The following is a 26,877-nucleotide window of genomic DNA, read 5'->3' as shown; positions in this document are numbered from 1 at the left end:
AACACCTCAATTTACGAACCAAAATGGGAGCCAAATTTGATACCAATTTTGAACGGATAGCATATCCCATTCGACTAGTAACACTAATGCCACGCCTATAACTGTATAAATCGTTGTGACAGCTATTAATACATGACGCGAACGAATGAAAAAACTAATCAACCAAATAATAAATAAAGAAATTACGCTGACCAATGCCAAAAGCCCATATTGACCAAAGTCTAAAGCCATAATCTTTAACCATTCGTTAATTCCCATAAAACCTAGACTAGCAATTAATATCGTACCTAATACATTTTTAATCCAAGTTAAATGCAATCGAAATTTACCGTGAGGAAAAACGGCTAGTCGATCGAATACACCTCTATTTCGCCATTCATATAACCATGAGGAAAAATAAACAATAATTAAAATCATGTATGCCCAAACCAGCGCAATCGGCCAGTTTGATGAATCTTCACCTTCAATTGTATTGGATTCATATGTCGTAAAATTCATTTGAAACAATGGCTCAGGTCGAAAGAATTGCGCCCCGTATTGATAAGCCTCATTCCATGTTGCCATTTCAGTCTCGTCTGTTACGATATTAGCCGCTTCAGAACGAACAATGTCTTCCATCAACGTAGAAGCAAAATATTCTTTAAACAAGCCATCAACTAAGCTATGCTCATGCCGATACCATGTCAGTATATTCTCGGTTTCACCTTCTTCAACTTTCTCCTGAAACTGATCCTCCACAACAAAAATTGCTTCAACCTCACCACGAGCTAGCTGACTTAATTCTAATTGATCGTTTAAATTCAATGAGAAGGATTCACGATCATTCAATCGATTAACCATCTGTTCGACATAAGACTGGTTATAAGGATCAACTACATCAATTCTGACTTGAGTGTTCTCTGTCGTCTTTTCAACAAAGGGAAGAATAACAACCAAAATAAGTAGTGGTAGACCTAAAAGTGTCAACAAGGTAGAACGACGCCAGAGCATTGATTTAACAATCATCATAGTCGCTCACCCTTTCTATAAGTTAATAACCACAGAATGATCCCTAACCCTACTACCAATCCTAATAACAAGCTCCACTCTTTAAATGGAACATCATAACTGTTGAACAATGTGTAAAAACTATTTTGCACAACCTGTAACCCTTCCACTCTTAAGTAATTCGGCAAATACGCAACAGGTAACAAGACACCTGACATCACTAACAGAACGGTATTAAAAAACGCACTCAACATAAGAACAAGTGTTGATGTTCGCCATATCTTCTCAACAATTAGATGAATAAAAATTATAATCATCATAATTAATAACCATTGAATACTCATATAAATCGGATTGAAATCCATCCAAATCGTTGTGATACTGATCAAAACTGCTATGTACAGAAACATAAACGAACTATAAACCAAAGCTTGGCTTATCCCTTGCTTAAACGCGGTGAAACCTAATAGTCGAAAACGATCCTGTACAATTTGAAAATGTCTAGGCCTAAAAACTAAGACGAAGAATAAAAACGTCATTAGAAGCACCGATGCTTTCATTGCAATATAGCCTTGTTCTTGCCAAGACAATACGGAATGATCCGTTAAATATTGTTCATCAAACAATTCATTTCGACCTAAGGTTAACCAGGTAAAATGAAGGGTCATTTCTTGAATTAAGGCTTGCCGATCATCAGAATCACTAAAATGTAATACTGTATTCACTCCACTTTGTGCTGCTGTGATATAGTCTTCGCCGCTTTCTAAAAGTAATTGTGCCAGTCTAGAGGAGAAGGGTTGTCCTTGATTTAAATAGACATCAATTGGTTGATTATGGCCCTGTCGCAATTGTTCAGTAAAACCTTTAGGCACATGCAAAACAGCAGCTACATTTTCGTTATTTTGATATGATTCGACTGATCCTGTTTCATTTTGAAATGTTATGTAATCATTCATTGAATCATCACTAGCTAATTGTTCTATAAGCGCATTCGTTTCAAAAGTGTCATCATCATCAATAACGACGAGCTGCACATCATCTATTTCAGATTGTGCCGTGTGATAAATAATTAGGCCGACTACCGAAAGAATCAGTAATGGTAATAACAGAACAGCTAAACATAGGGTAGGCGATTTCAATACACGCTTCCATTCCCAAATTAAGTAATGCCAAATCATCATCGCCTTCCCCCTCTCATTTTAAAACGGTAATTCTAATTGATCCTCAAACAATTGCTCTGGATTTTCCGTTAAATCCTTTAACGTCTTCTCCCATTCTTTAAGCATGTCTGGTTCAAACATCTCCACTTGACCACGATCAACAGTTTGAATATTAACTTCTTCAGAGAATTGATGCTGCCGCTCAACCGATAGTTCCCAATCTTCAAAAGGGAGCTCTTGATTTAAAGCGTCCTGATCCTCAATGGACACATATAATTCTGTATCATGAGTCGACGTTTCCTCAGCTTTAGAGTAGTGATTGACCAACTGGCCACTCACCCATTGTGACACTTCATTGTTAGCCAATTTCACTTCAAAACTTGTTTCACTTTGGTCAGATGTAGCGTTAGTTTGCCAATCCAGGCGAACCCCCTCAGCAAACTCCAATATAGGATAGTCTATGATTAAGGTTTGCTCACTTTTAACTTGGTCATCTAACAACTCATCACTTGATGCATCAAATCGGATGTCTAACACTGTATCCTTATCTTCATTCGTTACGAGAACTTGCCCATCGACCACCATGTCACCATTTGAAGAATTAGATTGTATGGAAACTTGAACATCATACACTTGCTCCCCATTAACTACCGTCGTTTCCCATGTTCTATCCGAAACAAAATCATTTTCATACGTTGCTGAATACACCATCTCACCATCGACTTGATAAGATTTCAATTCTTCTTGTTGTAAAGAATCACTATTTGCTAAAGCTTGCTGCCACACTTCATTCGCTTGTGATTCGCTTAATGTCAGTTCAATTTGGTTCTCTTGATGATTTAATGACGTTTCTTCAACCTCTAGCTCTTGGAGAAATTCCATAAACATTTGAATGGCACTAAGTCCTGTTCTATCCGTATCTTCACTCGTTGATTGTCTCTGTTTATAAAGTGATGGAATGTAAGACGCGTTTGTTTGATCAAAACCAACAGCTGAATGGAGCCAATCCGATAGATCAAACACAGTTAATTGTTCATCTTGATACACCGAACCCTCCAGCCAATTTAGGCCAAGTGTAGCAATCTGCCAGTCATAATGAGCATGAGGTATATTTGGGTTCATCTTACGTTCAGCAGACATACTGGTGGACATAAGCAAACTAGTCATAGTCTGATACTGACTTGAACTAGATGACCCCACTAAACCAATCTCATAATCGGTGATCGAAGGATCTGATGCTAGTTGATCATTAATAGAAGAACGAATCGGTTGGTCAATCCAAAAATGATCCTCTATACGTTCGAGTGTTTCTTTTTCTGCTTTAATATAATTTGTTAAAGGATGTTGGTAGGTCCAAGTAACAAGGATTACAACAGTGACAATTAAAATTGCTGTTAGAATTAAAATAAGCTTCTTCCAATTTTTATTCCAAAATGTATGATATAGCCACTGTTTTATTGCCATCAAATCATCCTTATTTATTAGATAATAGTTTCATTATACTATGTTTGACAAGCCGCGTTAAGAATAGCTGATACAAAAACAGTACGCCTTTAAGACGTACTGTTAACCGTTAATCCTCATCATTACTTTGTCCTGGTGGACCGTCATTCCCAAACACGGGGTGACCATCTTCCTCTTCGCTATCTTCTTGATCTGATTCTTTTTTATCCGTCTCTCGATCACGGTCTTCAGGTAACTGTTCCTTTTCTTCTGATTCTTCTTTGTTTTTATTATGTCCAGGTGGCCCATCATCTCCAAAAACAGGGTGATCATCTGACTTGTTCGACGCGTTATCTTTTTCTTGATCATTTCTTTCTTCATCTGATTCCTTATCATTAGTGTCTCGTTCTCGGTCCTGTTGATCAGATGTCTGTTGTTTGTCCTTTGATTCATTTTCGTCTTTATTATGCCCAGGAGGGCCGTCATCTCCGAATACAGGATGACCATCTAATTTTTCACTGCCCTTATTCTTATGGGAGTCTTCGTTCTTCTTGCTTTGACCTGGTGGACCTTCATCACCGAACACAGGGTGACCATCTGATTTCTGACTTCCTTTATTCTGTGTATCTTTTGTTTGATCTTCTTGTTCTTTTTCCTCAGATTGAGAATCTGTGAATTTGTCGCGTAAACCTGATGGGAGCTCATCACGGTTCATTCGTTCAAAGAATTTCTTAAACTTTTCGTTCATAGATTCTTTCTGATTAGAATCTTGATTTTCTGAAGAAGAATGATCTGCTTTAGTTTGATTATTCGATTGATCCTCCCCATCACTTGAGTCTTTATGATCGGATGACTCTGTTTGATCAGAATCTTGATCAGATTCATCCGAAGTTTGGTTCATCAATTGGTTAGAAGCAAAGAGAATATTCATGGAAGTGCCTTCTTGCTCTGCTTGTTCACGTATTTCATTGGGCACCTCAAACCAAGTAAACTCGTAATCTTGATTAAATTCCGTTGCTAAGTCATTAGATAATGACTCTAAGTAAGTATCATTATTATTAGATTGATTACCTGCATAATTAACTCCTAATAATATATTACCATCAACATCTAAGTAACCTTTCTCTTGGCTTAATGTCATAATTGAAGAAGAGATTTCTTCCAATGATTCACCTTGCAAATCACCCATTTCTGATAACAATTCAGACCCGTCTTCATTTATAGCATGGGCATCAATTATTTGATAAGAATCATCCACTTCGAATGACAAACTCGGGTTAATATCGATGTTGACGTAAGCATATGTCTCTGATGAACCGTTCGTCCACGATAATAATGGATATATAATAGCTAAACACAACAGGATTGCAGCAGCCGCTTTAAGTTGGGGGGATGATACATACGAGCGTAATATTGACAACAACCCTGATTGTTCATTTAACGGTGTGAACTGAACCTCTTCACCAATTGCATGACTTGAATCGATTTTTGTTTTATAAAAACCACCTTCAGCGGTCATCATAATCGCATATCGTTTCTTCCGTTCAACAACTATACCTTTCACTAACTCACCCCCTGAACGTATTCTTTCAAATACGTAAAATCTTCACACAGCAAGACAAATACAGCCAAAATATACTTGCGATTACGTTCAATTGTTTTTTTACTCACTGATACATGCGGTTCTATTTGTTTAATGGGGAGTCGTTTTTTATCGAGGACATAATGACGCAATGCTTCATCTTCATAAACATAACGTGCCACATCTTGTGCTGATTGCCTCGCATCCACATGTTTCGGTGAGAGATCTGCTAATTCTGCAAATGAGAGCTTAAACTCCTTTAGCCGCTCATTATATTCTTCTATTTCGATTTGTCTGTACCAATTGTCTTGTGTTTTGGCGTATTCATCTTTGGAAACTTGTGATACACGCCATTCAGCCGTTTGCGATTCGTCGTCTTCTTCTACCTGATCAAGTGATACAGAATGAAAATGATCTGTTTGTTGGCGAATAAAATCGATCACTTTTCTGGAGATGACTAATTTCGCAAACGTTAAAAAAGAGCTTCCTTTGTCCCTAGAATAAGTATCCATCGCTTCATTAAATGCCATAAGCCCGATACTAAATTCATCATCTTGTTCTTGATTAATATAACGTTTACACACGTTGGATACACATTTGGCGATAAACGGCTGATAACTCGATAACAGATGATGACGGGTTTCTTCATCCCCATGCTGAACAGATAACACCTGTTCTTCGAGGGGAACGTCTTCTGTCTTTTTTAGACGCTGTAGCACCCCTCATCACCCCCAACTATTATATATTTTCGTAATCGTCCACCATTTTTTGGGGACTTATTGTTGATTCACTTTATGAAAGGCTTCGATCGGAATAGCGAGTCCAACTCGACCTCTTTCGTCGTCTTGTCTTGTGGCAAATATAACAGCCACAACCTCACCCGATTGATTAATGACTGGGCTGCCACTATTGCCACTATAGATTGGTGCATCTAACATGAGCACTGATGATTCAATATTTTCTGATGTCGTCTCACCAATAATTTCACCTTCGTTTGCAATGCCACTGAACCCAAGGGGACTACCGATAAAATAAAACGGCTCACCCTTGTTATAGTTTGTTTCATCTGCTAATGGCAACGTATCACTTCTCGTTTCTTCCTGTAAGTCTAAGACAGCTAAGTCTAGCTCAGGATACCGCTCCTGCACAGCCGCGCCATAGGGTCCGTCTTCTTTAAAATAAATTTGTAGACGCTGATGGCCTTCGATCACATGGTCATTTGTCAGTACTTTTTGCCCATCTGCAAATGCAAAACCCGTTCCTCGACTATCACCAGCATCAATCGTTGCAATTGATTCACGATAAGACTGCACTTCATCATTCGTTAATAGCTGTGCTGAAGTCTTTAGAAAATCAATAGCTGGAATAGAGACCATCACGGGTAAGGTAGCGAATATATTGATCACCATAAACAACGCAATGAGCCAAAAAAACCATTTAGGAAATCGGCGTTTACGATTAGTTTTAGGTTCTTGTTCTCTCTCAGTATATCGTCTTTCATTTAATAATTCTTTAATCTCATCTTCATTCAAGTCTTCATATAAATCCGATTCATCTTCTGTTTCGAGTCGTTTATCGTCATCTTGCATAAATATCCCTCGATTGCTTAACGTATTGACTTTAAGCATATCGCCTAAGCAATTGTGACGCAAGGTATACTGCCTTGGATTATATCAAATATATCAGCTCACATGTATAACAATGCGATTACAAACTGTTTACATGCTTAAAAACAACACAACTAATAGCGTAATAAAAATAACCGCAACCACAATAAATGATAGGAGCCGTGACACATTGATCGTCACTTCTTCCTTCCACTTCATCGGACGAATGCCACTCAAAAAGAAGATAATAATACCGCTTAGGAAGATACAGGTGACGTTCGTCATAATAAGTAAAAATGACCAGTACGTATCAATCCATAATGTCTGACCAATTGAAATACCAAATGTGACTGTTGGTGGCAGTAATGCGACTGCTACCATGACACCAACCATTCCACTTGAAACACGATTTAATAAAGCCAATGCACCAGCCGCCCCAGAAGCAAGCGCAATAATCACATCTGCTAAAGAGACGACTGTCCTTGATGTATACTGCGTCGTCTGAGTACCAGCTTCAAATAAAAAACCAAATCCTGCGGCAATGATGACAATGATTATAAAACCAATTACTAAAGTCAATAGTGCACGCCACAAACGAAAAACATCACCTAAAACTGCTGCAAATGATACCGAGATCGCAGGTCCGATTAAGGGCGCAATAGCCATAGCACCAATAACAACTGCTTCACTATCATTGATAAACCCTCCTGTTGCAACCATGGCAGAGAACACAATTAGTAACGTATAGTTCATCGTGAATTGACTCTTCTTCTCAATCATGTGCATCAATTCTTGCCTGCTAGCACGTAATAATTTACCTTGATCACCTTTATCTTCTTCTTGTTTTTCATCAGGATTATCACGTTTTTCTATCGTCTCTCTTGAAATATAAGTGTTAACAGGGAAAAGAATCGTTTCAAAGCCATCTGAAAGGGTTGATACCGCTTCTAAATAATCTAAGACATCCTCAACTTCATCATCATCTACAATCATTCGTAATAGCACACGATCTTCTAATTCATACGCTTTCCACACACTTTGTTGTGAAAAACCATTTAAGGCTGGTTTGACATTATCGTATTGTTCCTTTGGTATATAAACTTCAATTAATTGCATACTCATGCTTCTTCACACCTCATGCATCTATTTGCATATTAGTGTGTACATATTTCTAGCAATTCATCACATACTAACGCTAAACAGATACGTAAGGGAGTTCAATATGAAACGTCGATCTCGTCAGTCGAACTATTTTCCGTGCAAAGTGGAAACGTTACAGCAAGATTTATTCAGCGACTTCTTCAATTCTTCTCCCGATCTAGCTAGTAAAAAGGTTAGTGTCGAGGGAAAAACAGCGATTATTATTTATATGGACTATTTGGTCAAGGAAGAAGAAGTCTTTAGCCATGTAACCACTAAAATTCAGGAAGCTAAACAATTAGATTATCAAACGATTGAAAGCGATATTCCGATCACCGATATCATGGAATTGAAAACATTAGATGAAATTGGCGGTGCCCTACTAGAAGGCTATGTATGTGTCTACATAGAGAAAGAGAAGTCAAGTCTTGTCATTCCTGTCCCAAGAATTGATCAACGAAAGCCAGGTAAAGCTGAGACAGAAACGCTCATTTTTGGGCCAAGAATCTCTTTCTCCGAGTCAATTGATATGAATATGAATTTTATTCATAAACGACTTGATACAAAGACATTAACCGTCGAGAAATTCATTATTGGTGACATGATCCCGACAGAAGTGAGATTATTATACTTATCTGATATCGCTAATGATGAAGCGGTCCAAGAAATGCGTGATCGACTAAATTCTTTAAAAATCGATGATGTACTAGAATCTTCTGCTTTGACTCAATACATTGAAGACAATTCATACTCGATCTTTCCCCAATTTCTCGTAACCGAATTGCCTGATCGATTTTGTTATTCATTAAAGGAAGGTCGTGTCGGTTTATTAGTTGATAAAAGTCCGTCTGGTGTCATAGCGCCCGTCTCGTTTCTTAGCTTCTTCCAAACAACGGAAGATATTTATACACGTTGGAACATGGGATCATTCATTCGTTTAATGCGCATTGTCGCCATGTTTTTGTCAATCACACTAACACCTCTATATGTAGCAGCCTTAACTTATCATTATGAAATCATTCCTGATGCCTTACTCGTTTCACTGGGGCATTCTAGATCACGTGTCCCTTTTCCACCATTATTAGAAGCGTTGATACTAGAATTCCTAATTGAATTAATTCGTGAGGCCGGAGCCAGGTTGCCCACAAAAGTCGGTCAGACAATGGGTATTGTCGGTGGTATCGTGATTGGACAAGCGATTGTTCAAGCCGGTTTTACTAGTAACATCTTGATAATTATCGTGGCGCTAAGTGCGCTGGCATCTTTTACAACACCAAGCTACTTAATGGGGTCAGCTATACGTATTATTCGCTTCCCGCTTATTTTGTTGGCAGGGTTTTGGGGATTCATCGGGCTAATTTTCAGTTTTGCGTTTATTGCGATTCATTTAGTGAAACAACGTTCATTAAGCTTCCCATATTTTGTCCCGATCTATCCATTTCAACCGCGAGACTTTGATAACTCGTTTCTTCGCTTACCGTTTTTATGGAGTAACAAACGAGCGTATTCAAATCGTCCGAAAAAAATCCGTCGTTTTCAAAAACCTAATCGCTAATGCCACATTTCTCATGACGATAAAATGCTAGGAATAGGTGTTATTATGCCAGAAAATCTCAATATTCCTGATCATAGAAAATTAAAAGCCGTGTATTTGATTATTGTCTTACACACGATGCAAATCGGGGTCGGCATTGCTGGATATCCACGCATTGTATTTATGGAAGCTGGCCGTGGTAGCCTCATCTCACTTATTATTGCTGCCATTGCACTTCATATTATAATCGCATGTATTGTTTATGTGCTTAGAAGCTTTGAAAACCAAGATTTGCACGGCGTTTTAACTCAATTTTTCGGAAAATGGTTTGGAAAAATAATAACTTTCTTTTTTATCATATATTTCTTTATGTTGTTTTTAAGTGTTCAAGTTAATTATATTGAATTTGTTCGTGTATTTATTTTTCCAGACATGTCGTCGTGGTTAATCTCACTTTTTTTGCTTTCACTCGTTTTATATGCCGCCTTAGGTGGTGTACGGGTAGCAGTAGGAGCTAGTATTGTCTTCTTTTTTGGAGCGATTTGGATGGTTGGCTTGCAGATTGAACCGATGACCTATATTAAATTTGATAACTACCTGCCAATGTTTGAAGCATCCCCAGGCGAACTCTTAAGTGGTGCACTCAAGACATCCTATACGATTCTTGGTTTTGAATTGCTTTGGGTCTTATATCCTTATTTAAATGAAAAAAACAAGGTCCATCGCTATAGTCAGTTATCGATGAGCATTACAGTTTCAATGATCATCTTCTTAACATTCGTCTCAATCGGTTTTTTTAGTGATGAACAGCTTAAAGAATTGACATGGCCTGTTCTATCAACCATTAAAATCATTTCCTTTCCAATGTTTGAACGATTTGATATTGTAACAGTTGCTTTGTGGATGATTATCGTCTTACCGAATCTCATTTTACTTTGTTGGATGACGGGTATGAGCGTTAAACGTGTTTTCGGTGGCAAAGAGACCTATTATATTTTTATTATTTGCCTCGTCGCATTTATCTGCCAGTCTTTTCTTGACAATCGTTATCTCGTGGGTTCTTTCACAAACCTTGTCGGACAAACCGGCATTCTGTCTGGTTTTTTATTCCCTGTACTAATGGTTCCATTTGCTATGTATCATCGACGGAAGGGAGCCAAAAACCATGGTAAACAATCGTAAAATTATCTTTGTCTTTATAAGCCTATTATCCCTAATGATCATACCTGGTTGTGGCCATTCAAAAAATGTTATCGAAGAGTTAGGAGTCGCTTCAGCCTATGGATTGGATATTAATGAACAACAACAATTAGATGGAACAACCGTATTATACCAATTCAATCCCGACATCACTAACGCATCACAGATTATTCGTAGTACTGGTGAAACTTTCAGTATGGTTCGTTCAAACGCTAATAAAAAATCAGGCTACAAAATCGTTAACGGTAAGTTGGATACTATTTTGTTCGGTCCAACCATAGCTAAACAGGGGATTGTCCCTTATTTGGATACAATTGAAAGAGATGCAGCAATATCAAATATGTTGTATGTCACAATGTCCGAAGAACCTGCACGAGATATATTATCAGCATCTAATTATGAGGAGGCACCGAACATTGGTGTTTACTTACACAGTTTAGTTGATAAGTCTGTTCGCAACGAAGAAATTGTCAGTAGTACATTCCATGAGTTTATGCGCTCTTATTATCGAGCAGGACGTGAACCACTAGTTCCGATCATCTCAATTAAAGAAAATAAGGCATCAATAGATAAAGTTGGTATTATGCATGGTGATACCCATGTCGGTAACCTTTCATTAGATGAGGTTTTTTTAGTTCGATTAATAAGGGATAAATTCCAGTCAGGAAGAATTAATTTAGAAATGGATATTGAGCCATTTAAACAATATATTGAGGAGTCCCAACATAATAGTCGTAAAGATCAAATGTATGTAGTACTTGATAAACTCAAAAATAATACCCAAATTAAATTAACAAACGTCGATGACTTAACTTATAAAGTTAATGTAAACTTAAACGCACGTATTATTGAAACAAGTCAACAAATGACCCTAGAAAATCCAAAGGTTGTAAAGATATTAGAACAGCAAATTAATAAAAAGTTAGAAGAAGACCTAAAAACTGTCCTAAAGAAATCCCAACAAATCAACTCGGATGTCTTTGGTTTTGGTGTAAAATATAATAACCACACCCGTGGTGAAGAATTAACTCGTGAGCAATGGCAAGATTTATTCCCTAATATTGAAGTTGATTATAATGTTTCTACTGAAATTAAACGTTTCGGGACCGTGAATTAAAAAGGCGAACTGTTTCGCAACAATTCGCCTTTTTTATTTATTTCATCGTACGTATAATCATATTTATAACGTCTTCTTTTGTCTGTTTAGGCTGATACGATGTCATATTCTCGTGATATTGTTCTTTTTGTGAGTAAAGTTGGTTAACAGCTTCAATTAATGTTGGAGCTTTAACTGACTCATCTTCTAGCAAATCGGCATAGCCACGTTTTTTAAAGGATTCGGCATTAAGTATTTGGTCACCTCGACTGGCTTGCTTGGATAACGGAATGAGTAACATTGGCTTTCTTAACGCTAAGAATTCAAAGATTGAGTTAGCACCAGCACGAGAAACCACGAGATCTGACAAAGCTAATAAGTCTTTCAACTCATCTGTCACATACTCATATTGTACATAACCTGGCTGTTTAACTTGGTCATCATATTTACCCTTACCGCATAAATGAATGACTTGGTAGTGCTTTAACAATTGTGGCAAGGCCTCACGAACAGCCTGATTAATACTTTGGGCACCAGCACTACCACCCATCACGAGTAAAGTCGGCTGATCTTTGCTTAAACCTGTAAACTGTGCTGCCTTATCTGGATCACCTTCGAACAATTCATTTCGCACGATTGCACCAATGTTAACGGCTTTCTTTTCTGGCAAATGGTTATCCGTTTCAGGGAACGTCGTTAACACATGTTTCGCGAAATTACTCGCAATTTTATTCGCAAGCCCTGGTGTATAATCTGATTCATGAATGATCGACGGTACACCAGTTAATCGAGAAGCCATAACGACTGGTACCGAGACAAATCCACCTTTAGAGAACACGATTTTCGGTTTTAATTTCTTTAATAATTTCCGTGCTTGTAACAATCCTTTAAAGACACGAAATGGGTCTTTCATATTTTCTAATGACATGTAACGGCGTAGCTTACCTGTTGCGATTCCATGATACGTTACACCATTCATGCCCTCAATCAATTCTCTTTCAATACCTTCATAAGAACCAATATAATGAATATCATATCCTTCTTCAATAAATTCAGGCATTAACGCTAAATTAACGACAACATGGCCTGCTGTCCCGCCACCTGTAAATACGATTGTTTCAGTTTTACTCATTATGCAAACGTCCTTTCTATTCACATCACACAATATACGCTATAATGACATATTAGCAAAGATTTTCGCCAACGAGTATAGGAAGGAGCAAAAAATGTATCCGACACACTCGATTTCAGATAAATTCAAACTGTTCATTCGTATCTTGATTCCGATTTTAATCACTCAAGTCGGGATTTATTTTATGAACGTTTTCGATACAGTCATGGCTGGTCAAGCATCAGCAGAAGATTTGGCCGGAGTTGCGGTTGGCTCTTCGCTTTGGGTGCCTATCTTAACAGGCACTAATGGAATCTTAATTGCCATTTCACCGATCACAGCTCAATTATTGGGAGCTGATCAGAAAGACATGATTCCCTATAAAGTTAAACAAGGTTTATACTTAGCAGCTGGAATGTCTTTGGTCATTTTTGTGGCAGGGTTAGTATTTCTAGATCCTGCGCTCCAATTGCTCAGTTTAGAATCCGAGGTTCAGCATATTGCAAAATATTATTTAGTCGCCTTAGGATGTGGCATGATCTTTTTATTCTCATTTAATTTATTACGTTCATTTATTGATGCATTAGGCCAGACGAAAATATCTATGTTCATTATATTATTAGCTCTACCACTCAATGCATTGTTTAATTATATGTTTATTTTCGGGAAGTTCGGCGTGCCAGAGATGGGGGGAATTGGTGCTGGGATCGCATCTGCATTATCTTACATGATTTCCTCTATTGTGGCCGTGGTCATCATTCATCGTGTGCTACCATTTAGGCGTTATCAAATATTTACAGGTTGGATTAAACCGTCGCTGACTGCGTGGAAAGAACTGTTGAAGATTGGCGTGCCAATTGGTTTTACGATATTCTTTGAAACAAGTATTTTTGCTGCTGTTACGTTAATGATTAGCCGCTATGATACATATACAGTAGCAGCCCACCAAGCTGCGATGAACTACGCAACAATCTTTTACATGCTGCCACTAGCCATCGCTATGGCTCTTACAATTGCTGTCGGTTTTGAAGTAGGGGGTAGGCGCATGAATGATGCTAAACAATATAGTTTGATTGGGATAAGTTCTGGATTGACAGTTGCCTTAATCAGTGGTGCTTTTATATTCTTCTTACGAGAAGAAGTAGCTCTGCTTTATAGTGATCATCCTGAAGTCATCAGCTTAATGCAACAATTTCTGATTTTTGCTGTCTTCTTTCAAATTTCAGACGGGTTCGGCACACCTATTCAAGGTGCACTGCGCGGCTATAAAGATGTGAATGTAACCTTAGTTATTGCGTTTATCTCATTCTGGGTTATTGGTCTACCGTCTGGCGTTGCCATGTCTACGTGGACATCACTCGATGCATTCGGATACTGGGTAGGATTGATTGTTGGTTTAGCCGTTGGTGCTATGATTTTAATTGGAAGATTGTTTTATATGTTTAGACGCTACGACCTAAAACAACAAATATAGCTCCCAAACTTTAATTGTCTAACAATCCTCTGAGATTGTTAGACATTTGATCGAAATTGTTAAACATTCCTTCAAGATTGTGAAACATTCCGCTGAGAGTGTTAAATAATCCTTCAAATTTGTTAGACAATCCGAAGTGATTGTCTAACAATCTTAATTCAATCAAAAAAAGATCCATCTTCACGTATTGTGAAGATGGATCTTTTCAATAATGATAGGTTTATAGGAATAAACCAGCGATTGTTGCTGAAAGGATTGATGCTAGAGTCGCACCTGTTAGTAGCTTCATACCGAAACGTGAAACTGTCTTACCTTTTTCACTATCAATACCAGCAACAGTACCGGCAATGATACCGATTGAACCGAAGTTCGCAAAGCTTGTTAAGAATACAGATACGATACCCATTGTCTTGTCAGAGAACTGATCTTGCATACCAGTTAGTTCTCCCATTGCAACGAATTCGTTCGTCACAATCTTAAGACCCATGATACTACCTGCATCAACTAATTCGCCTGGATTAATACCCATTAGGAATGTCAATGGTAGTAATAGGTAACCTAAACCTGCTTCTAGTGATGCACCTTCAACAGGGATAACCACACCAACAATATAGTTCACTAATTCTAGCGATGCTAGGAAGGCGATTAACATTGTCGCAACGATTAAAGCAATTTTACCACCATCTAAAGCACCATTTGCCATCGCTTCAAATACACTTTTTGCTCCACTTACATCATCAATATCAACATCATCATCTTCATCTTCCACAACTGGTGGAGCGATGATTGAACCAACAATTAGAGCACTGAACATGTTAAGTGGAATTGCTACTAATACATATTCAGGTGGAAGCATTTGCATATACGCACCAATGATTGATGCTGATACAGAACCCATCGCAGAAGCTGATACGATATATAAACGATTCTCTGTAATACGATGGAACTGAGACTGGATTGCGATTAATGCTTCAGACTGACCAAAGAACATACTGTTTACCGCTGTAAATGACTCAATCTTCGGTAAACCAGTGATAAATGAAAGCGCACCACCTATGTATTTGATTAATAAAGGTAGTACTTTAAGGTAAGTTAAGACTGAGAGAATAGTCGCAAAGAATACGATAATTAATAGTACGTCAAAGAAGAAAACACTTGCACCTTCTTCAATAGCTAGTCCGCCAAGTACGAAGTCTACACCGCCTGAACCAAACTCAATTAACTTATTAAAGACTGCTGCAATTCCTTCAATAATAATGCGTCCAAGTTCTGTTGAGAACATGAACCATGTAACTAAACCTTGCAATAGAATCATGATAATGATTCCCTTGAATGGAATCTTACCACGATTGTTAGACATTAACATAGCTAGTCCAATGACAGCTAAAATGGCTAACAAACCTAAAATTATATCCATTTTCGTTCCCCCTATAAAAATAAATGATTAACAGTTATGCTATTGCATTTTATCAATTAGTTTATGAAAACGCAATCATATAGACCTAAATTTTCTCGAAAATTTTTGTTTTTTGCATCTTTTTAGTAAATTTTAGACTATTTGCTCAAATCGTTGTTGAATAATGCGACAATTCATCTTATGGCCTGATTTGTCGGTAAGATAAAATAGGTTTAACAAGAGCATCATTTAACCTCGTCTGCTCTGCTTGGCCAACATGGCCGTCTGTTACGTGATCTAAATGGACTAATAAATCACACTGTTTAGCTACGGTGGTCAACATCTGAACTGGCTTTATAAACGAAGTTCCTCCTTCTAAGTGTTTCTCTGTTAACCCTTCATGTGGATACGGATAAAGATTTTCCCGATGAAGAAAGATGTGATGGTACTTTGTGAAATCACGATGATCCACCCACTCTAATAAATTTCCTTGTTTCATAGAACGAGAACTATCAATCATTAACACGTATCTAACATCTGTTTGTTTAATCTTAATTGGTTGTCGTATTTTGCAATCTGGAATAGGTTTTGATGTACGGAAATGCTTGAGCCAAATTTGACGTTTATTGGTTCGATAAGTATATTCTGATTTTCGTTTATAAGAACCCATAAATTGGATTAAATCTTGTTCAGATAAAGGGCTATCGCCATTTAAAAGTTGCGCACTTTGATTACCTCTTTCATGACTTTGTTCAGTTAGCTTCCAATCCACATGACCATGAATGTAATAACGGCTATGATAATGAATCATTTATCACCTCTTTCACATAAAAAAACACCCTCGCAATAAATTATGCGAGGGTGCGAATCAATTATTCATTAACCTTCTAGTAATAAGTCATATGGATCTTCAACCATTTGTTTCACGCGGTCTAAGAACTGTACAGCTTCACGACCGTCAACAATGCGGTGATCATATGACAGAGCAATGTACATCATTGGGCGTACTTGGATACTGTCATCTGGCATGACTTTTGGACGTTTTTCAATCTTGTGCATACCTAAGATACCAACTTGTGGTGTGTTTAAGATTGGTGTTGATAGTAATGAACCGAAAATACCACCGTTAGTAATCGTGAATGAACCACCTTGTAGGTCGCCCATGGATAGTTGACCGTCACGTGCCTTCTTAGCCACATCCATAATTTGACCTTCAATGCCTGCGAAGCTTAGACGATCAGCATCGCGGACAACTGGTACAACTAGACCCTCTTCAGTCGATACAGCCATACCGATGTCGTAGAATTTCTTCATAACGACTTCGTCACCTTGAATTTCCGCATTTAATAATGGGAATTCTTTAAGGGCACCGATAACAGCTTTCGTGAAGAATGACATAAAACCAAGCTTAATGCCGTGTTTCTTCTCGAATTCGTCTTTACGATCTTTACGTACATTCATGATATTTGTCATATCGACTTCATTGAATGTCGTTAACATAGCTGATTGTTCTTGCGCCTCAACAAGACGTTTCGCAATCGTTTGACGACGACGTGACATTTTCACGCGTTCAACTGGCTTATCAAATTCTGTCTTCTCAGCTGACTTATCGTCTTTCTTGCTTTCTTTCTTACTATCTTGTTTCTTGCTACCTTCAGTTTTCTCTTTCGCTGCCGCTTCAACGTCTTCTTTTGAAATTCGGCCAACTGGATCTTTCGGCTTGATCTCGTTCAAGTCGATTCCAAGTTCGCGTGCACGTTTGCGTGTCGCTGGTGAAGCAACAGGTTGCTCAGCATCTTGTTGTGATGTTTCTTCTTGTTCTTGTTCGCTTACTTCATTTGCTTCTTGTTTCGTTTCTTCTTTTGATTCTGATTTCGCTTCTTCTGCCTTGTCATCTTCTTTAGATTCAGCTTCTGAACCATCGTCTGAGCTAGCTGAAGCTTCCCCGTTTTCATCTACTTTCGCAATCGCGTCACCAACTTCAACGTCATCGCCTTCTTCAACAAGTAATTCAGCGATCACACCTGCTGTATCTGCGTTTACTTCAACGTTTACTTTATCTGTTTCTAATTCAAGAACAGCGTCACCTTTTTCAACTTGATCACCTTTTTGGACTAACCACTCAGCTACCGTACCTTCTGTAATTGATTCGGCAAGCTCTGGGACAATAATTTCCTTCACGACCTTCTCCTCCTTTAATCTAACTTCAATGCTTCATTAAGAATGCGACTTTGTTCTGCTTTCGATACATTTGGATCACCCACAGCTGGAGAGGAACGATGTGGACGACCTACGTAATGGAGTTTCTGCTTAACTTTCTTTATATCTTGAATTCGTTCTTTAACGAAATCCCAGCTACCCATATTCTTCGGCTCTTCTTGTAGCCAAATAATCTCTTCAACGTTCTTATACTTCTTAAGTAGTTCTTGAAGTTCTTTTTCAGGGAATGGATAAATCTGTTCGATTCGTGCAAGGTGAATCGCATCAGATGGATCACGCTTCTCCATTGCTTCTTCTAACTCTACCATTACCTTGCCGCTACCAAGAACTAATCGTTTAACAGCTTCAGGATCTTCACCTGTATTATGTTGTTCTAAAATATGCTTGAATTTACCTTCTGAAAGCTCTTCGTGATCAACAGCAACTCGTTGGTTACGTAGTAAACTCTTCGGTGACATGACAACGAGTGGACGAGCAGCTTCCGTACCAACAATCGCTGCTTGACGACGTAGTAAGTGGAAAAACTGTCCGGCTGAGGTCACATTAGCAACTGTCCAGTTATTTTCAGCTGATAATTGTAAGAAACGCTCTAAACGCGCACTTGAGTGCTCTGGACCTTGGCCTTCATAGCCATGAGGCAGAAGCATCACTAAACTCGCAATTTGGCCCCATTTTGCTCGACCAGATGCAATAAATTGATCAAAAATCACTTGCGCGGCGTTAGCGAAGTCACCGAACTGCGCTTCCCAAAGGACAAGTGTTTCATCTGATTGAACACTATAACCATATTCGAAGCCTAATACGCCTGTCTCATTTAATGGACTGTTATAAATGCTGAATGCTTTATCAACACCTTCTAGACCATGGAATGGACTGTAGGTTTCTTGTTTTTCTGTGTCGTGCAGGACAGCATGACGATGGGCGAAAGTACCTCGTTGTGTATCTTGACCTGTCATACGAATTGGTGTGCCATCATTTAAGATCGACGCATAAGCTAAAGCTTCACCTAAGGCCCAGTCAACTTTCTCGCCTTCTTCAAATGCTTTTTCACGACGTTGTAGGATTTTCTCTAATTTCTTAAAGCCATTAAACCCTTCTGGTCGCTTAAGCATATCTTCATTTAATTTCTTAAGCGTTGACTCATCAACAGCTGTCTCAATCTTGTCTAGACCATTAACAACTTCTTCCGGAATATCCGGAATCGTGTGTTCAACGTCTTCATTTTCTTTCATACTGTTGTATGTTTCACGCAGACTATCTAACACTTGATCCTTATACGCTTTGGCATCTTCTTCGCTAATAATTTGGTCATTTGTTAAAGTCTCCGCATACAACTCATAAGCTGTTTTATGATTGTCAATTTCACGGTAAAGATTTGGTTGCGTTCCGCGTGGCTCATCCATTTCATTGTGACCATAACGGCGATAACCAACTAAATCGATGATGACATCTTTTTGGAATTTCTTACGGTATTGATAAGCTAGTTCAATCGCTGACATACATGCTTCTGGATCATCAGCATTGACGTGAATGATCGGCATTTCAAAACCTTTTGCAAGGTCACTCGCATATTTCGGTGAACGGCCATCTTTATGGTTTGTCGTAAAACCTAATAGGTTGTTCGCGATAATATGGATTGAACCGCCTGTTTCATAACCGTCTAATTGCGACATATTAAGTGTTTCCGCAACTACCCCTTCACCAATGAAAGCTGCATCACCATGAATTTGGATGGTGAATGCCTTATCGAAATTAGGCTCAGCATAACCCGCTTCATGGCGATTATCTTGTACAGCTCGCGTATAACCTTCAACAACAGGATTAACAAACTCTAAGTGAGAAGGATTATGTGCTAATGTTACTTTGGTCGCGTTCTCATCCCCATACTCACGATCAGCACCGAAGTGATATTTTACGTCACCTGTCCATCCATAATTGATTCCTGTAGATCCTTCAGAAGGAACTAATTCTTTATCAGGTGAATGCGCAAATTCTGAAAAGATCTTCTCATAAGGCTTTCCGAGAATATGAGCTAAAACATTTAAACGGCCACGGTGAGCCATACCCATCAAAATATGTTCAACCGAATCTTGATTTCCGTTCTTCACTAATCGCTCAATCATCGGGACCATGACGTCTAATCCTTCAATGGAAAAGCGTTTTTGACCGACGAATGTTTTACCTAAGAATTGTTCGAAACCTTCTACTTCGGCTAGTTGTTTTAATAAATCTTGCTTATAATCATTGCTTAACGAAACGTCAATCGCGCCATTTTCTACATGATTATATAACCACTCCCGTTCATCATCATCTGGGATATGGTTGAATTCAAATGAAGCTGTACCTGAATAGCGGGATCTCAAATGTTGAATTAAATCCCAAGCAGTGTTTACATGACTTGGTACATTGGCGATTAACACTTTTGCATCCATTTGCTTTAAGTCAGCTTCTGTTAAGTCATATGTTTTCGGATCAACTAATGGTGTCGCACGATCATCTTGTTTTCCAACTGGAAATATGTCTGCTTCTAAGTGTCCATGACGTCGAATCGCATCAACTAACTTCATCGCTGATGTTAACTTCTTCAAGTCACTGATGCTAGCTTGACCACCACTTGAAGTCTCTACGTTACTTGATTCCATCCAATCAGGAGCACCATATTGTTCGAACATTTGACGCAATGATTCATCAACTGCATCAGGGTCATCTAGAAATAACTCGTACTGTTCTTCCACATAACCCATGTTAGGCCCATGAAAAGCATGCCAAACATTGTCGTTAGACCCTTGGATTGCCACTATTTACTACCCCCATCACTTTCTAGAAAATTGATTTCAAGTTTATTGTCGTTTTATAAAGACATCTACCATTTATAATACCCTATTCAAAGGCAAAACAAACTGTTCAGTAGTGTCCCATGTCAAAACATCATATACCTTCAATTAGTATATATGAAAATTGTTGAATAGAAAAGGTTAGCGCATGAAAAATTACAATGAAGCGATTAGTTTCGACATGTTTTGATGGATTAATCTACCTATGAATAATATAACGCTCATTCACCAACTTTATCAATTCTGAAAAATATGGTGTATAACGTCCATCCTCAATTGTCTCTAAATATTTTGCTAATGCTTTTCTTAACTTACTTTCACCATTTAGCTTTTGCAACACATTTTGCATTAGTTTTTGCTGAAATAGTTTTTGATATTCTGAATCTAAATGAACGAAAAGATTTTGTTCATGAATTAGGTTGCGTTGACTTTGAAAACTGGCAATCACATCATTAGATAATCCGAACCATTGCTTGAGTAATTCAGGTGACTGACTAGCTTTTTCGACTATTTCATTTAATTCCTCTTGATAATCATTAATGATTTCAGTTTCAATTCGATAAATTAATTCAGTTTCGAAATGTTTAAGAACACATGTGATCAAATGATGATACCAGGCTTTAGAGGCTTTAGTTATGGTAAGATCATCTTCTACTTGAAGACGCAATTCTTCCAATAGCTCTTGTACAGTAATTTTACTATTCATGGAGATACATCGATCTAGAATACGGTAAATGAGACGCGTATCAAGACCATCCAATCCGTCACCTTTTTGAAATGGGAGATCTTTTCCTGACTTCATTGTAACTATCTCTTGATAAATGCGGCGATTCTCACTATATTGAAATCGAGATAAAATAGCAGTTAATGCGATACATTCTATGGCTTTCGGGGCAAACTTATCCTGATCTTCTTGGTGTACATAGTGCTTATAGTGAGCCACTTCTTGTTGTAGGTTTAAGTTATATGGAACAAATAATACACTCATCCGTTTTAAAAGGCTGTGATTTCTCTCATCTTCAGAAAAAGATTGCCAATCAGATAAAGTGGAATGACCAATCATGACTAGGTCACTAAATATCATTGCTTGTCGGGAAACTTTATAAATCGATTGCTCGGCTAATGTTAGGAAAGGATAAAGCAAATCATGACGACATTTCAATACTTCATGCAGTTCTAATAAACCTTGATTTGCTGCTTGAACTTCTCCATCATAACGATAAGCACGGGGATCAGATGATGTACCATATTGCGTGACCTTCGCATAGTCGATATCACCCAATAAATCTGATAAGTCTTGCGTATACCAATCGCCCGGCATAAAGGTTCCAATCCCTAATCGTTCTTGCTCTGAAAGTTCAAACCGTTCTACAAGCAATTGACGCCAATCATTTTGATAATCTTGTTCCAGTCGTTGTTGATTATAGGGTGAAAGCGTTCCATTTATAGTTAACCCGATTTCTTCTTTTATGATCGTTCGTTCATTCTCAGGCAATGCCCACAAAGGATTTTCTTGCATGGGGCAACCTTTTAAACGATAGACTGATCCTTCATCCGTTTTCGAAAATTCAATAAGAACATGTTTTAATGTCTGGACAAAGGTCGATTTCCCACTACCTGGGGGACCAACGAATAGCCATAGTCGTTTCTGCGTATCATAATCTTTAGCAGCTGGAAATAAAAATCGTTGTTCAAATTCTTTAAGAATATGTTCCATCCCAATTAAATGGGCAAACATTCCTTTTTCCTGTCCCCAAATGAACGCACGATATAGACGTTCGTGTGCAGATAAAGGCTTTAACGTTCTATTTTTAATCAAAGCGAAATATTGATCTAATGTTAATTCTGACACAAAATCCCCTCCACCCTTTTTGCTATAATTTATTCGAGTGGTTAAGAATATTATACGATTAACGGATCAAGAACTTTTTTTGAACAAATGATTTATTCATTCACAACAGTTTAGTTTTAGGTTATAATATGTGTACAAACGTGATTTTCAAAAAGGAGGATTCTCCATGGATACAGCTATTATTATGAGTATTTGTGTGACATTCTTAGTCTCTATGTTTGCTTCTGGGTATGATGCAACACCAGGTGAACCTCGCAAGTAAAACGCAAAACTAACATCAAAAGCACGCATTGGAATTCCAATGCGTGCTTTTTAATGTACATGCGGAAAGCCTTGTTGACGTAATGCTTCATAGACGATAATTGCAGCTGTATTTGATAAATTAAGTGATCGTACATGCTCTGTCATATGGACACGCAAGCATCGATCTTCTTTACCTTCAAGTAACTCATGTGGAATCCCGTCTGTCTCACGACCAAAGACAAAAAAGATATCTTCGTTTTGATTACTGTAATCAAAATCTGTGTAATATTTCTCTCCAAAATTCTCGATGTAATAATAGGAACCTTCTGGATATGCTTGATACAGTTCTTCCAAAGAATCATGATATCGAATATCGACATCGTGCCAATAATCCAAGCCCGCTCGCCTTAACATTTTATCGTCTGTCGAAAAACCTAAAGGTCGAATTAAATGAAGCGTTCCTTTGGTTGCTAGCACAGTTCGAGCAATATTACCTGTATTAGCAGGAATTTCTGGTTGATATAAAACGACATGTATACCCACTGTTTCCACCTCAGCTATTAAAATGATTCAAACATGGCATATTATAGCATATTATCAAGCGATGGTGAGGCTGAATCCTTTTCAATTGATAATAATGTTTTCTTCTTATCTAATCCGCCACCATAACCAACGAGTGAACCGTCTTTGCCGATGACGCGATGACAAGGGACAACGACCGTAAACGGATTACGATTGACTGCACCACCTACTGCACGAACAGCTTTAGGACGACCGATAGCTTGAGCGATATCAAGATAAGACCATGTTTCACCATAAGGAATCGTTAATAAAGCCTGCCACACTTCTTTTTGAAAGGTTGTGCCATAAAAACTGAAGTTAAATTCAAAATCCGTTAAATTTCCTTGGAAATATTGATCCAATTTTTCCGTGACATCGCTAAATATATCGGGATTTGACACAAACGTTTCATCCCCGAAGTATTGTTGTAACCAGCGATCAAATCGTTCTCTTAGATCAGATTCTGTGCCAAATTTCACCCAGTACAGCTTATCTTCTGTCCCACCTATAAAAAGAGGACCAACTGGTGATTGATACTCTGTCACATAAATTGTCATCTATTCCCCCACCTTTTCATTCAATAGATCTAAACCTTTGTGCATTTCATGGCGTGCTCCCTCATCTGTTTCACGTTCTAAGGCGTTCAATATAAGGGATTGACTATCATCACGACCAATTTTGCCGATCGCCCAACCTGCTGTTCCGCGAATCATTGGTCGAGGATCTTGTTGCATAACACGGTTCAGTGTATCAACAGCAGATGTTTCTTTATAATTAGCAAGTGCGATAATCGCATTACGTTGGATCGGTTTTTTGCCACGCCACGATCCAGCCATTTCTCCGAATGTGTCCTTAAATTCACGATTGGACATAGTGAGTAGTGGTTCTAATTTTGGTTTGACTCGTTCAGGATCTGGTTCGAACTCAGGATGAACATGAAAGTCTACACCCTTATTTTTCGGACAAACGACTTGACAAGTGTCACAGCCATAAAGACGATTACCTATTTTCGAGCGGAATTCATCACCTAAGTAATCTTTCGTTAAGGTTTGATAAGCAATACATTGACTGGCATTTAACTGTCCACCTTGTACTAATGCACCTGTAGGACAAGTGTCGACACATATATTGCAATCACCACAGCCCTCTTCTAGGGGTTCATCCGGTTCGAATGGAATATTTGTAATCATTTCACCTAAATAAACATAAGACCCATACTCTTCGGTAATTAGAGTCGAGTTTTTACCGGTAAAACCAATACCAGCCCGTTCCGCAACAGCTCGGTCATGTAACTCACCAGTATCAACCATTGATGTATACGTTACATCACCTGCTCGTGCTTCTAAAAACTCGCCTATTTGGTTTAATTTCTCGCGTAAGACATCATGATAATCGCGCCCCCATGAGGCTCGTGCAAACTGGCCGCGACGTGCTCCTTTTTGATTCTTAGGTGCATCATGCAGCTTAGACGGGTAGGCAAGCGCAATTGCAATAATAGACTTAGCTTTTGGTTGTAACAATGTTGGGGTTGTGCGTTCTTCAACCGAGCCCTTCTCGAAACCTGAATGATATTGCAGAGCTTGTTGTGTAATCAATCGTTGTTTTAACGTGTCAAAAGTATCCGCTGATGCAAAACCGATCTTCTGAACATTAATCTCTTCACAATAGTCCTTTAATTCTTCTTTTAGTTGTTGAATATCCAACACAACCCCTCCTTTCTATCTTAACGTGTTCGTAAATCACGAATACGGTTAAGTGCAGCTGCGATTTCAAAGCGACGTGGACGAGCTAGATCTCCAGGATGTTCATGTTGGCGTTTGCCTTGGGTGAAGCTTAGCCCTTCTTCATCCATCGCTTGTTCGAGTGCATCTAACCATGTTGCTACTGTTTTCGGTGTGTCATTTTCGTATTTAACCGCCATATATTTTAACATATTTGCGATCATTCTTGTTTGGGAATCATCGACTAATTGTTCTACAAGAGCTAAATCAACAGCTTGTTTCCCTAACATAATGGTCGTTTTTCCTTTAGCTTGGACTTTACCTTTAGGACCAATTGGCTTGGCTAGTGACTGAGTTTGTACGGTACGATGTGACCATTCACCGAACACCTCTGCTTGTCCATACGCTTTAGGATCCACCCCGGCAATTTGGCGCGCGCGTTCAGTGACATTAATCGGTTGGTAATGATCCATCATAATCACATCATCAGCGACGTCAAAATAATCGCCAGAACCTCCCATGACGAGAACTGTCGATACATTACGCTCATCTCTTAATTGTTTCACTTTATGAACAAATGGCGTGATTGGTTCTTGTTCAGGTGCAACAAGTTGTTGCATCCGTTCATCGCGAATCATAAAGTTCGTCGCGCTTGTGTCTTCATCAATTAATAATGTTGAAGCGCCTGCTTCTAATGCTTCCATCACATTAGTCGCTTGCGAAGTACTGCCACTTGCATTTTCGGTTGAGAATGCTTGGGTGTCTGTTCCGTTCGGTAAATTATTAATAAATGGAGCAATCGAAACATTAGAAACACTGCGACCGTCTTCAGCTCGGATTTTTACAGCATCACGGTTAGTTAACACATATTCTCGACCGTCGCCTGCAATATGATCATAGACACCAAGTTCAAGCGCTTCAAGCAATGTACTCTTACCATGATAGCCACCACCCACTATTAATGTGATGCCTTGTTTAATCGCCATGCCTCGAATCGGCTCATGACGGTGTGGGATCGAGAATGATACTTCGTTTTCTTTCGGGCTTTCAAATGGAACGGCTTGTTTTAATGGTTTAGAACTAATCCCACTTGCTCTTGGCAAAACAGAGCCATTTGCGACGAAAGCAATCCAACCTTCTTCATTCATCTTGTCCCGAATCGCTTCATGTTGGTCTGCTAACTCTAGTGTTTGGTCGAGGCGATTATGATCGAGCGATAATACGGAGTTAGAAATAATTTTAGGCAACGCTTGGAAGAAGAGCTTTTCTGCTTCTTTACCATTAATTTTACGGCCATTAGCAGGTAAGCCAACTGATAAACAGACCGTAATGCCTTGTTCGGTTACAGACACAGTTGTTCGTTCTAATATCTCTTGGTCTGGGTCATCAATTGCAATCATGCCACTTTTACCGCTTCCTCTAATAGTTATTTTACTATTTAAGACAGCTTGGTGAACGACGCGTGCCAAATAATCTTCCACATATACACGACGACGTTTGGAATCAAGCCATTTTTGAGAAACAGATTGTCTTTGATCACTTATAAACAAACGTATCTTAGATGGTGTTGCAAAGGGGTCACCTTGGGCATAATCCAAAAACAAAGTATAATCATCAAATTGATAGCTTCCTTGAACATCTTTATAGGCTTTGTAACTTTTTTGATCAATTTTTTGAAGTAATGATTTTAGTTGATTCATCTCTATATCCTCCTAG

Annotated in this window: 20 protein-coding genes and 1 pseudogene; 4 read left to right on the top strand and 17 right to left on the bottom strand. The window is 38.5% G+C overall.

Annotation, left to right across the window (positions count from 1 at the left end; all coding sequences use genetic code 11):
- Positions 1-6 precede the first annotated feature (6 nt).
- From J2S77_RS09385 to J2S77_RS09355, 7 genes are all read right to left on the bottom strand, one after another.
- Positions 7-1,008 carry an ABC transporter permease gene (locus J2S77_RS09385; RefSeq protein ID WP_306976730.1) on the bottom strand — a complete coding sequence of 334 codons (1,002 nt, stop codon included), beginning with the start codon at positions 1,006-1,008 and terminating at the stop codon, positions 7-9.
- Positions 1,005-2,168 carry an ABC transporter permease gene (locus tag J2S77_RS09380; RefSeq protein ID WP_306976728.1) on the bottom strand — a complete coding sequence of 388 codons (1,164 nt, stop codon included), beginning with the start codon at positions 2,166-2,168 and terminating at the stop codon, positions 1,005-1,007. Before J2S77_RS09380 ends, J2S77_RS09385 begins: the two co-directional genes overlap by 4 nt.
- Before the next feature lie 18 nt (positions 2,169-2,186).
- The gene (locus J2S77_RS09375) at positions 2,187-3,611 is read right to left on the bottom strand and encodes a hypothetical protein (RefSeq protein WP_306976727.1); all 1,425 of its coding nucleotides are present in this window, start codon (positions 3,609-3,611) and stop codon (positions 2,187-2,189) included.
- 109 nt (positions 3,612-3,720) lie between these two features.
- Complete coding sequence (locus tag J2S77_RS09370) at positions 3,721-5,154, bottom strand: anti-sigma-I factor RsgI family protein (RefSeq protein WP_306976725.1); 1,434 nt, start codon at positions 5,152-5,154, stop codon at positions 3,721-3,723.
- On the bottom strand, positions 5,154-5,891 hold the full coding sequence (gene sigI, locus J2S77_RS09365) for an RNA polymerase sigma-I factor (RefSeq protein WP_306976723.1): 738 nt from the start codon (positions 5,889-5,891) through the stop codon (positions 5,154-5,156). Before sigI ends, J2S77_RS09370 begins: the two co-directional genes overlap by 1 nt.
- 57 nt (positions 5,892-5,948) lie before the next feature.
- Positions 5,949-6,761 (bottom strand): S1 family peptidase, encoded by an 813-nt coding sequence (locus J2S77_RS09360; protein ID WP_306976721.1) that lies wholly within the window; start codon positions 6,759-6,761, stop codon positions 5,949-5,951.
- Positions 6,762-6,890: 129 nt separating this feature from the next.
- Complete coding sequence (locus tag J2S77_RS09355) at positions 6,891-7,901, bottom strand: TIGR00341 family protein (protein WP_306976719.1); 1,011 nt, start codon at positions 7,899-7,901, stop codon at positions 6,891-6,893.
- Between the two features lie 100 nt (positions 7,902-8,001).
- Here J2S77_RS09355 and J2S77_RS09350 point away from each other — a divergent pair, with 100 nt between their 5' ends.
- Genes J2S77_RS09350 through J2S77_RS09340 form a run of 3 tightly spaced genes read left to right on the top strand, consistent with a single transcriptional unit; the run spans position 8,002 to position 11,770 of the window.
- Positions 8,002-9,474 carry a spore germination protein gene (locus tag J2S77_RS09350; RefSeq protein ID WP_306976718.1) on the top strand — a complete coding sequence of 491 codons (1,473 nt, stop codon included), beginning with the start codon at positions 8,002-8,004 and terminating at the stop codon, positions 9,472-9,474.
- A gap of 45 nt (positions 9,475-9,519) precedes the next feature.
- Complete coding sequence (locus J2S77_RS09345; RefSeq protein ID WP_306976716.1) at positions 9,520-10,635, top strand: GerAB/ArcD/ProY family transporter; 1,116 nt, start codon at positions 9,520-9,522, stop codon at positions 10,633-10,635.
- On the top strand, positions 10,619-11,770 hold the full coding sequence (locus J2S77_RS09340) for a Ger(x)C family spore germination protein (protein ID WP_306976714.1): 1,152 nt from the start codon (positions 10,619-10,621) through the stop codon (positions 11,768-11,770). The genes J2S77_RS09345 and J2S77_RS09340 overlap by 17 nt, the downstream gene beginning before the upstream one ends.
- Positions 11,771-11,807: 37 nt before the next feature.
- Here the strand turns inward: J2S77_RS09340 and murG are convergent, their stop codons facing one another.
- Positions 11,808-12,881 (bottom strand): undecaprenyldiphospho-muramoylpentapeptide beta-N-acetylglucosaminyltransferase, encoded by a 1,074-nt coding sequence (murG, locus tag J2S77_RS09335; protein ID WP_306976712.1) that lies wholly within the window; start codon positions 12,879-12,881, stop codon positions 11,808-11,810.
- Between the two features lie 94 nt (positions 12,882-12,975).
- Between murG and J2S77_RS09330 the strand changes: the two genes are divergently transcribed.
- The gene (locus J2S77_RS09330) at positions 12,976-14,334 is read left to right on the top strand and encodes an MATE family efflux transporter (protein WP_306976710.1); all 1,359 of its coding nucleotides are present in this window, start codon (positions 12,976-12,978) and stop codon (positions 14,332-14,334) included.
- 220 nt (positions 14,335-14,554) lie between these two features.
- Here the strand turns inward: J2S77_RS09330 and J2S77_RS09325 are convergent, their stop codons facing one another.
- The 9 genes and pseudogenes from J2S77_RS09325 to J2S77_RS09285 form a co-directional block, all read right to left on the bottom strand.
- Positions 14,555-15,751, bottom strand: a complete 1,197-nt coding sequence (locus J2S77_RS09325; protein ID WP_306976708.1) for a NupC/NupG family nucleoside CNT transporter — start codon at positions 15,749-15,751, stop codon at positions 14,555-14,557.
- A 178-nt stretch (positions 15,752-15,929) separates the two neighbouring features.
- Positions 15,930-16,541 carry a hypothetical protein gene (locus tag J2S77_RS09320; protein ID WP_306976707.1) on the bottom strand — a complete coding sequence of 204 codons (612 nt, stop codon included), beginning with the start codon at positions 16,539-16,541 and terminating at the stop codon, positions 15,930-15,932.
- A 68-nt stretch (positions 16,542-16,609) separates the two neighbouring features.
- Positions 16,610-17,911 (bottom strand): 2-oxoglutarate dehydrogenase complex dihydrolipoyllysine-residue succinyltransferase, encoded by a 1,302-nt coding sequence (odhB, locus tag J2S77_RS09315; RefSeq protein ID WP_306976704.1) that lies wholly within the window; start codon positions 17,909-17,911, stop codon positions 16,610-16,612.
- Positions 17,853-20,694 (bottom strand): annotated as a pseudogene (locus J2S77_RS09310) (2-oxoglutarate dehydrogenase E1 component). Before J2S77_RS09310 ends, odhB begins: the two are co-directional and overlap by 59 nt.
- 289 nt (positions 20,695-20,983) lie before the next feature.
- On the bottom strand, positions 20,984-22,636 hold the full coding sequence (locus J2S77_RS09305) for a P-loop NTPase family protein (protein WP_306976702.1): 1,653 nt from the start codon (positions 22,634-22,636) through the stop codon (positions 20,984-20,986).
- 312 nt (positions 22,637-22,948) lie between these two features.
- Entirely contained in the window at positions 22,949-23,422 is a 474-nt protein-coding gene (trmL, locus tag J2S77_RS09300) for a tRNA (uridine(34)/cytosine(34)/5-carboxymethylaminomethyluridine(34)-2'-O)-methyltransferase TrmL (protein WP_306976700.1), read from the bottom strand.
- A 41-nt stretch (positions 23,423-23,463) separates the two neighbouring features.
- Complete coding sequence (locus J2S77_RS09295) at positions 23,464-23,997, bottom strand: methylated-DNA--[protein]-cysteine S-methyltransferase (protein ID WP_306976699.1); 534 nt, start codon at positions 23,995-23,997, stop codon at positions 23,464-23,466.
- Complete coding sequence (queG, locus tag J2S77_RS09290) at positions 23,998-25,143, bottom strand: tRNA epoxyqueuosine(34) reductase QueG (protein WP_306976698.1); 1,146 nt, start codon at positions 25,141-25,143, stop codon at positions 23,998-24,000.
- 20 nt (positions 25,144-25,163) lie between these two features.
- The gene (locus J2S77_RS09285; RefSeq protein ID WP_306976696.1) at positions 25,164-26,861 is read right to left on the bottom strand and encodes an ABC-ATPase domain-containing protein; all 1,698 of its coding nucleotides are present in this window, start codon (positions 26,859-26,861) and stop codon (positions 25,164-25,166) included.
- Positions 26,862-26,877: the final 16 nt, after the last annotated feature.

This window comes from Alkalibacillus salilacus (assembly GCF_030812915.1).
Lineage (GTDB): Bacteria > Bacillota > Bacilli > Bacillales > Alkalibacillaceae > Alkalibacillus > Alkalibacillus salilacus.
This window is presented reverse-complemented; position numbering and strand designations above follow the sequence as displayed.

Coding starts and splice junctions, on each gene's coding strand:
- J2S77_RS09385 (WP_306976730.1), bottom strand. CDS start 1,008: ATGATGATTGTTAAATCAATGCTCTGGCGTCGTTCTACCTTGTTGACA.
- J2S77_RS09325 (WP_306976708.1), bottom strand. CDS start 15,751: ATGGATATAATTTTAGGTTTGTTAGCCATTTTAGCTGTCATTGGACTA.
- J2S77_RS09375 (WP_306976727.1), bottom strand. CDS start 3,611: ATGGCAATAAAACAGTGGCTATATCATACATTTTGGAATAAAAATTGG.
- J2S77_RS09345 (WP_306976716.1), top strand. CDS start 9,520: ATGCCAGAAAATCTCAATATTCCTGATCATAGAAAATTAAAAGCCGTG.
- J2S77_RS09380 (WP_306976728.1), bottom strand. CDS start 2,168: ATGATGATTTGGCATTACTTAATTTGGGAATGGAAGCGTGTATTGAAA.
- J2S77_RS09340 (WP_306976714.1), top strand. CDS start 10,619: ATGGTAAACAATCGTAAAATTATCTTTGTCTTTATAAGCCTATTATCC.
- J2S77_RS09360 (WP_306976721.1), bottom strand. CDS start 6,761: ATGCAAGATGACGATAAACGACTCGAAACAGAAGATGAATCGGATTTA.
- J2S77_RS09295 (WP_306976699.1), bottom strand. CDS start 23,997: ATGACAATTTATGTGACAGAGTATCAATCACCAGTTGGTCCTCTTTTT.
- J2S77_RS09355 (WP_306976719.1), bottom strand. CDS start 7,901: ATGAGTATGCAATTAATTGAAGTTTATATACCAAAGGAACAATACGAT.
- murG (WP_306976712.1), bottom strand. CDS start 12,881: ATGAGTAAAACTGAAACAATCGTATTTACAGGTGGCGGGACAGCAGGC.
- J2S77_RS09350 (WP_306976718.1), top strand. CDS start 8,002: ATGAAACGTCGATCTCGTCAGTCGAACTATTTTCCGTGCAAAGTGGAA.
- J2S77_RS09330 (WP_306976710.1), top strand. CDS start 12,976: ATGTATCCGACACACTCGATTTCAGATAAATTCAAACTGTTCATTCGT.
- J2S77_RS09320 (WP_306976707.1), bottom strand. CDS start 16,541: ATGATTCATTATCATAGCCGTTATTACATTCATGGTCATGTGGATTGG.
- J2S77_RS09285 (WP_306976696.1), bottom strand. CDS start 26,861: ATGAATCAACTAAAATCATTACTTCAAAAAATTGATCAAAAAAGTTAC.